Source organism: Rectinema subterraneum (assembly GCA_009768935.1).
GTDB classification, from domain to species: Bacteria; Spirochaetota; Spirochaetia; order Treponematales; family Rectinemataceae; genus Rectinema; species Rectinema subterraneum.
The window spans coordinates 1-10,990 of the sequence record WESA01000060.1 but is presented as its reverse complement, the minus strand read 5'-3'; the positions used below and the strand labels follow the sequence as shown (position 1 = coordinate 10,990).

Here is a 10,990-nt window from a genome sequence, read left to right as displayed (position 1 = left end):
ATCAAAGGGATTTCAGGATATTGTGTCGTTATTGACGAACAATTGAGAAGCCAGGCTCCTGAAACGCAGAAGAACATAAGGAATCAGGCAAAATGATTTTGCAGCGCCGCTGTTCAAGTCCTGCAGTCTGAAAGCTCCTGGCGCTGCTTGATTTTTTCAAGAGCCTGTTCCTGGATCTGGCGGACCCGCTCCCGGGTGATGCCGAGCGCATGCCCAGTCTCTTCGAGCGTCTTGGGACCTTCTCCATTAAGGCCATACCGCAGTTGGAGCACGATCTGCTCGCGCTCCGAGAGAGAGCACATGACATACCGCAAAAGCTCGCGAATTGTTGCAGCGAACGCCTGATTGAAGGGATCGGGTGCTTTTTCGTCCTTCACGCTGTCGCCGATGCTGCCATTTCGTTCTTCGTCGAGGCCTGCGTCGAGGCTGGAAGTCCCTTGTGCGAGCTGCATAGCGCTCTCAACTTTATTCTGGGGTATTCCCATTTTTTCCGCGAGCTCCAGCATATTAGGATCGCGGCCGAGCTCTTGCACAAGCTGCTTGGCTGAAGCATAACAGCGCCGAATTGTATTGAGCATATGGATGGGAAGACGGATGACTCTACTCTGATCGACAAGGCATTTTATGATCGCTTGCCTGATCCACCAGCTCGCATAGGTGGAAAAGCGATAACCTCGCTTGTAATCGAAGCGGCTTACTGCTTCGATGAGTCCGATATTCCCTTCGTCGATGAGATCCAGAAGGTTTACGCCGCGCATCTGATATCCCTTTGCGATGGATACCACAAGGCGAAGATTCGAGGTAATCAGCAGCTCTCTTGTTGCGCGAATATCCGCCGCAATTCGATTGCGTTCTCTTTCCAATTCCGCATTATCAGGTTTTTCAGCAATTGCGAGGTCTATTTGGGTAAGTTGCGCACCGAGATCGGCGAGGTGCGCGCCAATTTCCTTTTCTCGAGAGGCATCCAGGAGAGGATATTTCGAAATTTGTCGTAGATATAGGCTGAGAGGATCAAGATCAGCCATCGAATCTTCATTTTTGCGCGTGGGCCGCTCAGAACTGCTCCCTGTATTGCAGTTCTCCAGGTCGCTCATGCTTTTCCCTTTGACTATAGTTTCGTATCTTCTTTTATAAGATACAATACTCAATACTCGGGGACAAGAGCAAAATCAACATCGGCATATTTCTAGTCGCGGGGAGCAAGAGAAGGATCTATGGGCTGTCCATTGCGGAATACGAAGAAATAGGCAATCGCAGTGCCATCTTTTGCATCGATCCCCACCCTGCCTATGGTCTTTCCGGGCTCGACGTTTTCTCCAGTCTTTACGAGAATCGATTCATTTCCTCCATATACATACACAAAGCCTGATTTAGACTGGATGAAAACGACGTCTCCAAAACCTCGCGACGGACCTGCTGATACAACTGTACCGGATGCAACCGCTTTGACAGGTGCTCCTCGAGTTGTCTGGAACATGATGCCTTCGAGCTTGCCGCTCATGTACTGGCCTTTGCCTTCTACTGGCCAAATAGAGAGAGCATCTGGCGTACGGGAAGCCGCTGAAGCATTTTTCGAATTTGAATTTGAAGAAGAAGGCGGGGCTGTGTCGGCAGGTGAAGCTGCTGCAGGTGCAGAAGGGGGCGCTGCCGGTATAGATGCGGCAGGCGTGGCCGAAGTTGGCTTTGCACTAGATGGAGGCGCCGTGTCGGCAGGCGAAGCTGCAACAGGCGCTGGTTGAGCAGGCGCTGCTTGTGAGGGGGTGGCTGCTGCAACGCCTTTATCCGGAATGACAAGAACATCTCCGACTCTGAGAACATATGAGTCGGAAAGGCTATTTGCCGTTTTCAATTCCTGGATAGAAACATCGTATTTCTTGGCAATTCCGAAAAATGTCTCACCTTTTGCAACAACATGCACCAGGGGAATAAGCAAGACTGTCCCCGGGCGAATTTTGGATGGATCGGTAATACCGTTGATGCTGGCAAGCATTTCATAGGGCACCGAATAGCTTTTTGCAATCGAATAGAGTGTCTCGCCCGACTGAATCACATGGTATTCCTGCTCTGCCCCGCACAAGCCGAGCGGCATAAAAAAGAGAGAAAGTAAAGAAATTGCTATCACAACGGCGCGTCTTGCCATATGCCTTCCTGTTCATTTATCGGCACTTCTTGAATATTCATCAAGAAGGAAATTGCCGGCCTTTTCAATGATGTGCCAATTCAGTACAATAGTAATGATACTTTTTAACAGGAGAAACGCAAATGCTTGAACGATCACCTCTTCATACCGCACGATATGCATACACTCCAAAAGTACCCGAAATTTTTCTTGAGCCCCTGCCCCATATCAAAGCATTGCCAAGCGAGGTCATCGAACCTGACAAGGACAAAGAGCTTCTGAAAAGCATATTCCCCAACAGTTTCGGAAAGCCCGCAGTCAAATTCGTAAAAGGAGAAGGAGTGCCCTCGGAAAAAGCCTTTACTGTCGGTGTAATCCTTTCCGGGGGACCAGCAGCAGGCGGGCACAATGTCATCGCCGGGCTGTTCGACGGCATCAAGAAAGCAAATCCCAAATCGAAGCTTATCGGTTTCAAAGGCGGACCATCCGGCCTGATCGATGGAAAATACCTGGAAATCAATGCAGATATGCTTGAGCAATATCGCAATACGGGCGGTTTCGATATCATCGGTTCCGGAAGAACCAAGATCGAGACGCCACAGCAGCTCGAAAAATCTTTCGAAAATGCGATAAAACTTGGCCTTGATGCGCTTGTGGTCATTGGCGGCGACGATTCCAATACCAATGCCGCGCTTCTTTCCGAATATTTTATTCAGAAAGGAGCCCCTGTCACCGTCGTCGGCGTGCCGAAGACAATCGACGGCGACCTAAAAAATGAATGGATCGAAATTTCCTTCGGTTTCGACACCGCGACAAAGGTATATTCGGAACTGATTGGCAACATTTGCCGCGATGCTTCTTCCGGGCGCAAATATTGGCATTTCATAAAGCTGATGGGCCGCTCGGCATCACACATCGCACTGGAATGCGCCTTCCAGACACGGCCGAATATTGCCCTCATATCAGAAGAGATCGAAGCCAAGCAAATGAGCCTTGCGCAGATTGTCGCGACGATCGCAGATGCAATCGCCGCCCGAGCCGCAAAAGGTGAGAATTTCGGTGTCATCATTGTGCCGGAAGGACTGATCGAATTTATTCCCGAAATCAAAGCGCTCATAGCTCAAATTAATGAAATCATCGCGGCAGCCGGATCCGAATATGAGTCGCTCCCCCGCGGCGAAGCGCAGCGCTCCTTTATTCTCTCGAAGCTGCCCGCCGAAACCGCAGCGCTCTTTTCGCAACTTCCCGAATCAATCCAGACCCAGCTGTGCTGGGATCGCGATCCCCATGGCAATGTGCAGGTTTCGAGAATTGAGACTGAAAAACTCCTCGTCGAAATGGTTTCGCGCCGTCTGAAAGAAATGTCAGCCGAAGGGACCTATACCGGCACATTCGACTACCAAACCCACTTTTTTGGATACGAAGGCCGCTGTGCATTCCCCTCGAATTTCGATGCGGACTATTGCTACTCGCTCGGCTATTCGGCATGTCTGCTCATTCTGCATGGGCTTACTGGGTATATCGCCGCAATCAGAAATCTGGCCGCCCCGCCCAAAGAATGGATACCTGGTGGCATTCCGATTGTTTCCATGATGAATATCGAACGCAGGCACGGGAAAGAAAAGCCGGTCATCAAGAAAGCCCTTGTCGACCTCGAAGGGAAACCGTTCAAAGCCTTTGCGCAAGTGCGCGACAAATGGGCGCTATCCTCCGATTATCGGATTCCTGGCAGCATCCAGTATTTCGGACCGCCATCGATTACCGATGTTCCTGCAATTATTTTGCAACTGGAGCAGAATTCGTGAAACGAAAACACTTTTTTGTTCTGATGTTCATTGTGGGCTTTTATATGGCCCTATCGAATATCGGCGCGCAGACTCTTCTGACCGCAGACCAATTCTTCTCGAAGCTTGCTGATCGGTACGCCTCGGTCACTGACTATCAAGCAGACGTGCAAATCACTGCCGGCAGACAGCCGATGACAGGAAAACTTATTTTCAAGTCGCCGACACTGTTGCGCATCGATTTCTCCCAGCCTGCAGACCAGGTTATCGTGTTTGACGGCAAGACACTGCTTGTGTACCTGCCGCAATACCGGGCGGTTCTGCGTCAGGATGCGAGCGATCAGGGCATTTCTTTGGGTGCAGCAACACTTGCATCGAAGGAAGGCCTTTCTCTGCTCAGGCGGAACTATACAATCGGGTGGGAGCGCAGTCCGAACGAGGAACCTCTCGATCCCGGTTCGACTGAGCAGGTATATCGGCTCATGCTGTCGAGGAAGAGCGTTTCTGAAGGATACAAGAATATTCGGCTTTCCGTGAGCGGCGATACAATGCTTATCCGCAGGCTTGAGGGCTGGACTGTCTCGAATGACAAAATCACCTTCGATTTCCAGAATGTCCTGCTCAACCAGGGCATTCGCGATGACAGGTTTGTGTACGATGCACCCGCGAGCGCGAATGTCTACAACAATTTCCTTTTCCAGTAAGAGAGGTTGCAGGAGCGGGGGGTGGTGATGGGCAAGGTCGGGAATATTTTTCGAGACACTCGTCTGGGCAAAGGCCTCACGCTCGATCAGGTTGCTGATGAAACAAATATCAGCAAACGCTTTCTTCAGGGCATTGAAAACGACAATTTCGATGGATTCCCTGGCGAAGTGTATATCATCGGCTTTATCCGGAATTATGCTGAATTTCTGGGGCTGAATCCAGCAGAAACTGTAGCCCGCTTCAAGGCGGCAGAACCTGAGCCAGAGCCTCCTAGCCAAGACAAAAGTCCGGAAAAGCCTTCATCCGAAACGCCCGAAGCCATCGAGCCCATTGCAAAAAGCCCTGATACGCAAACATCAGCTGAAACCAAGCCGGCACGCAAGGAACCGGAAGTGCCGCTGCTTTTCACTGAAGAATCTGAAGAAGCGGAAGCCAAAGCTTCTACGCTTTCCTCTGAGCATGCAAAAAGCGGCAAAATGCCCCGGACATCGAAAAAGCAAGCAGTTGCAAAGCATCCTTCCGAGCCTGAAAAAGCGCCCCCCGCAGCTGGCCCGGCTTCCGTTACAGAATCCGAAGCGCCTTTAGCAAAGGCACAGCCTTCTTTGACAGATTCACAGAAAGAAAAAATTGCGCTTTCACATCAGCCTTTCTTTCCTGCGCGAAAAAACCAGAAAGTACACGCAGCCCCCATCCAACTGGGACATTTTTTGCTGTATGCGCTTGCTATACTCATTATTATTGTCGGCGTTGTAAGCATGCTCCCGCGCCTCAAGCTCCCATCTCGTGCAAGCCGGACACCTGCTGACTATCGCGCTGAAGGGCTGCCCTTCGAACAGCGCCTCTACCCGCAGGATCGCGTCTATCTGCCCCTCGGGAATGATTTCATTTCAGTCACACTCAAGTCAGTGAAAGACAAGGTTGTCCTGGACACGCCGTATGGCGAATTCACCCTTGGGCTGAATGAGGAGACGGTCATCAACCCCACTGCCGACAAGGATCGCCTCATTGTCTCGATTATCGATTATGCGCCGAATGAGCCGCAGAATGGCGCTCTCGCCCACTTCGATGTAAAAGAAGCCTTGTCGCAGCAAGAAACCTCAAGTGACATTACTATCCCTGCCAGCGCAGCTGCCCCCGCTGCGTCCAAAGCTGAGCCAGCACCAATTGTTCTCTTCAAGAGCGCCAGTGGCCCGCATCCTTTCTATGTAAATGTAAGTTTTGTGTCGCCTGTCATGTTCCGATATGAAGCTGACAGAAAAGAATGGGTGGAAAAATATTACCGCAAGGGAGAATCTATCACTGTCAATGCCTCAAACAGCATTACATTCTGGACAGCCAATGCCCAGGCAGTCAAAGTGAGCGTGTTTCAATCTGCAGGAAAATCGACTGAATTGATGATGGGCGGTCCAGGGGAAATTTCAGTCCAGCGTCTTTCATGGTCGAATTCGCAAGGCGGCTGGGCTCTCGTCGCTGCGCCCCTCGACTGAAACGCACCGCCAGTCTGGAGCACGGGTATTCACAAGGATACTTTTATCTATATTGCATGAATTTACAGAAGATTATCGAGGATAAAATATGCCGGCATTTTTTATTGATCAGCATGGTTGCGCCAAAAATCAAGTCGACGGGGAAGAGATAGCTTCAAGACTTGTTGATGCGGGCTTTGTCGCTGTTGACTCTCCTGAAAATGCCGAGGTCATCATCGTCAATACATGCGGATTTATAGAAGACGCAAAAAAAGAATCCATACAGGCAATTATCGAGGCCAAGCGCCAGTGGCCAGAGAAAAAAGTCGTTGTTGCAGGCTGTCTGTCCCAGCGATATCCCGATGCTCTATTCCAGGATCTCGTCGATGCCGACGGTATTGTGGGCAACGCAGACCTTTCACTCATACCCGACTCAATTCAGAAAGTGGTCGAAGGAGAACGCGTCCTCGTCTGCCCTCCTCAGCAAGCCAGCTTGCCTTCCGCATACTATCCTCGCAAGGCACTGTTCGATTTTCCGGGTACGGCGCATATCAAAATCACTGAAGGATGCTCCAATCACTGCACATATTGTGCAATTCCCCTTATCCGAGGAGAGCTCCGCTCGCGAACGATAGAGGATATTGTTCATGAAGCTCGAACGCTCCTCGAAAGAGGCATATTCGAACTCGTGCTGATTGGCCAGGATCTTGGCAATTTCGGGCGAGATCTAAAAGGCAGGTGTCTGCTTCCCGATCTGCTCGAAGCGCTTGCCCGCCTTGAAGGGAATTTTCGTGTCCGCATCCTCTATATCCATCCCGACCATTTTCCAGAAACAATACTCCCGATCATCCGCGAAGACCGGCGCTTCGCTCCCTATTTCGATTTGCCGTTCCAGCATGCTTCAGAACCGGTATTGCGACGCATGAACCGGAAAGGCTCCGCGACTGCGTATCTGGAACTGCTCGCTTCGATACGAGAGTCTCTCCCCGACGCGATGATCCGTTCGACATTCCTCGTGGGCTTTCCTGGAGAGACAGAGGATGATTTCGAGGAGCTTCTGCAATTCCAGAAGAAGGCTCAGCTCGACTGGCTCGGCGCGTTCGAATATTCGAGAGAAGAAAACACGCCTGCCTATACAATGAAGAATCGCGTGCCCAAATCTATCGCTAAAAAACGAAAAGCGCTCATCGAAGAAGTGCAGACTGCAATTACTGGAGCAAAGCTTCAGCGCTTCATCGGCTCGAACGACACATTTGTTGTCGAAGAAGTCTTTGACCATGACGACCTGTGCATTGCCCGCGGATGGATGCAGGCCCCCGATGTGGATGGTGTCACATTGATCCATTCGAGGCAGAACCCCGGATCGGCTGTGCATGCCCGCATTATTTCCGTGAACGGTGTCGATTTTAACGCAATTCTGGATTATACTGCCGAACCATGATGGCTGACAGAATTCCGGATTATCTGCAAGGGCTCAACCCTGAACAGCTCGAAGCAGTGCGCTTTGACGGAACGCGTCTGTTGATACTCGCGGGCGCCGGCACAGGCAAGACAAGGGTTATCACGACGAAAATCGCCTACCTTGTGCGAGAAAAAGGCATTCCGCCCGAGTCCATCCTTGCGGTTACCTTTACGAATAAAGCAGCCAACGAAATGAGGGAACGTGCCATGGCCATCGAGCCGGCATGCGAAAGGGCAATTATCCGGACTTTCCATTCTTTTGGCGCATGGTTTATGCGGCGAAACGCCCAAGCTTTCGGATTGAGAAGCGAATTCACCATTTACGATGCTGATGACAGCGCGGAGCTGGTTCACTCGGTGTTCCCGGCTTTTTCGAGGCGGGATTGCAGCGATTATGCATTTTTAATTGCAAAAGCAAAAGATTATTGCCTTGCTCCAGACTCTCCGACTCTCGGTTTCATAAGCCAGCACCCTGAATTCCGGCGCATCTATGCTGCCTACGAAGAACGGCTTCGTGCGACTGGCAATGTGGATTTTGGTGACCTTATTCTTCTGCCCGCTCTCCTTCTCGAAAAAGATGAGATCATCCGGAATCGTACCCGCCAGCGATTCAGAGTCATTCTTGTCGATGAATACCAGGATTCCAATGTCGCTCAATTTCGTCTGCTGCAGCAGCTCGCCAGTCCAGAAGGCATGCTCTGTGTAGTAGGCGATGATGACCAGTCGATCTATCGTTTCCGCGGCGCTGAAGTGCGCAATATTCTCAATTTTCAAACGATTTTCCCCGAAACAAAGATCATCAAGCTCGAGCGGAATTATCGTTCACATCAGCGGATTCTCGATCTGGCGCACAGTATTGTGGTTCGCAACATGAGCAGACTCGGGAAAAAGCTGCTTGCGACTCGCCCGGGTGGCACAAAGCCCAAGCTCGCGATTCTCGACGATCAGGATCAGGAAATCGAATTTTGTGCTTCAATCATACGGCAGCATGTGCAGAATGGCGGCCACTGGAAGGATATCGCTATCTTGTACCGGACGAATGCGCAATCCCTTGGATTCGAACGGCTTTTCCCAAAATTCGATATTCCTTACCGCATTGTAGGGGCATTGCGATTCTACGAACGCGAAGAGATCAAGGATATGCTGGCTTTTCTGGCATTGCTTGCTAACCCCAGAGACGAGATTGCATTCAAGCGGATCATAAACAAGCCATCACGAGGAATCGGAGCCTCTGCCATCAGCGCAATTGTTGAATATGCCATGCAGAAGCAAATCGATCTTTTGGAAGCCTCACGAGACAGACAAGCACAAGCGCACGGAAAAGGGAAAGAAGGGCTTAAGTATTTTGTAGGGCTCATGGACAGTGCAAGGTCGATGCTCATGTCCGGATTGCAGGATGAAAACCACCCCAAAGATCTTGGAGCGCTTATCAGCGATCTTGCGCAGAGAAGCGGGCTCATCGAATTCTATCGCAGCAAAGATAGAATCGCAGGCACCCAAAAAGAAGAAAACATAGAAGAGCTAGTCAATGCAGCATCCGAATTCCCGCTTTCGGAGGAAGGATTGCTTGAATTCCTTGATACCATCATGCTCGATCAGTCCCAGCAGAACGGCGACAGCAACGCTGATTCGGTAACCTTGATTACCATGCACAACACAAAAGGCCTCGAATTCCCGATTGTCATTGTAACTGGCCTTGAGCAGGGTCTTTTCCCCCGAAACGATGAAGAAGGAGACGACCTCGAAGAACAGCGCCGCCTTTTCTATGTGGCAGTGACGAGAGCGAAAGAACATCTGTACCTTTCGGCGTGCCGGTGGCGCAGATTGCATGGGCGCTTGTTCGAAACCATGCCGAGCCGATTCCTGACCGAAATCGATCCTGAATTGTACGAGCTCTGGGGGGCATCAAGGCGCTTCGCAGGGGCGCAGCGCCAGCCTGATTTGCCGTCGGCCGGTTCGGAAACGGGTAGACGCGGCTATGGCCAAAGCATGTACGTCCAAAGCGCTGCAAACGAGTATCGGAGCCAGGAGCCGGCGCCTAAGCCTGAAAAGCCTGAATGGGAGCCTGGCATGTCCGTATATCATGATGAGTACGGCAGCGGGACTATTATCAAGGTTACACCATCGCAGAGCGCAGGCTTGCTTGTCATCGTTCGCTTTGATTCCGGGAAGATTGCGCAATTCTTTCCCAAATATACAAAAAAGCTTGAAAAGGTCGAGCATTGATGAAAGAGAATATGACAGAAAGAGAAAGCAGCCCTGTACACCTGCCTGAATTGCTCCTTTCGCGCTTGCCTCCGATTCGGCGCATGCGCGGTTGGAGACTGTATGCCGCAAATGGCAAAAAGCTTTTGAGCCTCTGGTCGGACTATGGTAGGAATATATTTGGCTACAAGCCGCGCGGGCTTGCAACAATCGCGAAAAGCGCAATCGACCGCGGCCTTGTTGCACCGTCGCCAGGCGAATGGAATGGCCGCATCGCAAGAATGATCCAAAAACACATGCCCCAGAGGCCTTTTGTCAAATTATTCAATTCGCCCGAAGAAGCAACAAGGATCGCGACAGGCGGCGTTTCGAAACCTGCGCCAGGCACATGCGTCTTTGCGTTCGATGCATATCTGAAAAAGCCCGAGATGACCTCAGAGTTCGAATCAGTGAGCATCATTCTTCCTGTTCCTGCGGCCTTTTCCATTGGCATTCTTGCAAGCAAATCGCCCCGTTCAGAGGAAGAAAAAGAAAGCGAGCTTATCGATGGCCTGCGCGGGATGGCAGCTATCCATGCGCTTTCTCAAATGTTCGAACAGGAAAAAATTGATTCAAGCGAGCAATGGATGCGCATGGACCGATTCGCCAGCCTCCTGTTCAAAAGGTCGGGTCCTTGGCTTTACCCGAGATATCCGCGCACAATGCATGAAACAATATTTATGCGATGCATGGAACGCGGCATTCTGATTTCTCCCGACTATGATTTCCCTTCGTCGGTTCCTGGCGATTTTGATATTGGCGAACTCCGGCCGATGCTCGAAGTCGCTGATATGGTGCTGTCAGGCGAATAGCCCAAGCGATCCAGGACAATAACTCCGGCCAAAATCAGGACTCCTCCAACAATTCTCTGCCCTGTAAGAATTTCGCCAAGAAGCATCATGGAAAAGACATTGGTGAATACCGGCTCTATGGTGCTGATAATCGAAGTATTTCGTGCACCGATTTTCTGCATCGCCTGAAAGAGCATTATATTGCGCATCGGAAAATCAAACCGGGGCATTTGTATCAAAAATTGTACGGTCGGCAGCATAATCCGATTCTTTGATCGAGGCGCGCACATGTTCGACTTCTTTTTGCACAAATTCGACATCCTTGAAAAACCACTTTCCATCAGCGCGTATCTCTGCAGAGCTCCATGCCGCGAGATGCTGGATTTCCTCTTCCACAGACTTTGGATTTGCGGGCCGCAC

At 50.8% G+C, this 10,990-nt stretch carries 10 protein-coding genes; 6 read left to right on the top strand and 4 right to left on the bottom strand.

What is annotated here, in order from left to right; translation table 11 throughout:
- Nucleotides 1-113: 113 nt before the first annotated feature.
- Nucleotides 114-1,094: a sigma-70 family RNA polymerase sigma factor gene (locus GAP13_RS11695; RefSeq protein WP_158908490.1), complete on the bottom strand. Its 981-nt coding sequence runs from the start codon at nt 1,092-1,094 to the stop codon at nt 114-116.
- Between the two features lie 92 nt (nt 1,095-1,186).
- Nucleotides 1,187-2,140, bottom strand: coding sequence for a LysM peptidoglycan-binding domain-containing protein (locus GAP13_RS11690; RefSeq protein ID WP_158908489.1), 954 nt, complete (start codon nt 2,138-2,140; stop codon nt 1,187-1,189).
- A gap of 122 nt (nt 2,141-2,262) precedes the next feature.
- On the opposite strand from GAP13_RS11690, the gene GAP13_RS11685 reads away from it, so the two are divergent.
- From GAP13_RS11685 to GAP13_RS11660, 6 genes are all read left to right on the top strand, one after another.
- Complete coding sequence (locus tag GAP13_RS11685; protein ID WP_158908488.1) at nt 2,263-3,924, top strand: diphosphate--fructose-6-phosphate 1-phosphotransferase; 1,662 nt, start codon at nt 2,263-2,265, stop codon at nt 3,922-3,924.
- Nucleotides 3,921-4,607, top strand: a complete 687-nt coding sequence (locus GAP13_RS11680) for a LolA family protein (RefSeq protein ID WP_158908487.1) — start codon at nt 3,921-3,923, stop codon at nt 4,605-4,607. The genes GAP13_RS11685 and GAP13_RS11680 overlap by 4 nt, the downstream gene beginning before the upstream one ends.
- Before the next feature lie 27 nt (nt 4,608-4,634).
- A complete protein-coding gene (locus tag GAP13_RS11675) occupies nt 4,635-6,095 on the top strand; it encodes a helix-turn-helix domain-containing protein (protein ID WP_241864354.1) in 1,461 nt (486 codons plus the stop codon).
- Between the two features lie 88 nt (nt 6,096-6,183).
- A complete protein-coding gene (gene rimO, locus GAP13_RS11670) occupies nt 6,184-7,515 on the top strand; it encodes a 30S ribosomal protein S12 methylthiotransferase RimO (RefSeq protein ID WP_158908485.1) in 1,332 nt (443 codons plus the stop codon).
- On the top strand, nt 7,515-9,761 hold the full coding sequence (locus GAP13_RS11665; protein ID WP_158908491.1) for an ATP-dependent helicase: 2,247 nt from the start codon (nt 7,515-7,517) through the stop codon (nt 9,759-9,761). The genes rimO and GAP13_RS11665 overlap by 1 nt, the downstream gene beginning before the upstream one ends.
- 11 nt (nt 9,762-9,772) lie before the next feature.
- Nucleotides 9,773-10,591, top strand: a complete 819-nt coding sequence (locus tag GAP13_RS11660; RefSeq protein WP_158908484.1) for a hypothetical protein — start codon at nt 9,773-9,775, stop codon at nt 10,589-10,591.
- Here GAP13_RS11660 and GAP13_RS13335 read toward each other — a convergent pair.
- Both GAP13_RS13335 and GAP13_RS11650 read right to left on the bottom strand, forming a co-directional pair.
- Complete coding sequence (locus GAP13_RS13335; RefSeq protein WP_371710004.1) at nt 10,498-10,767, bottom strand: EamA family transporter; 270 nt, start codon at nt 10,765-10,767, stop codon at nt 10,498-10,500. The two genes, GAP13_RS11660 and GAP13_RS13335, sit on opposite strands and share 94 nt — an antisense overlap.
- A 19-nt stretch (nt 10,768-10,786) precedes the next feature.
- On the bottom strand, nt 10,787-10,990 hold a 204-nt coding region (locus tag GAP13_RS11650), incomplete at its 5' end, for a hypothetical protein (protein WP_222126213.1).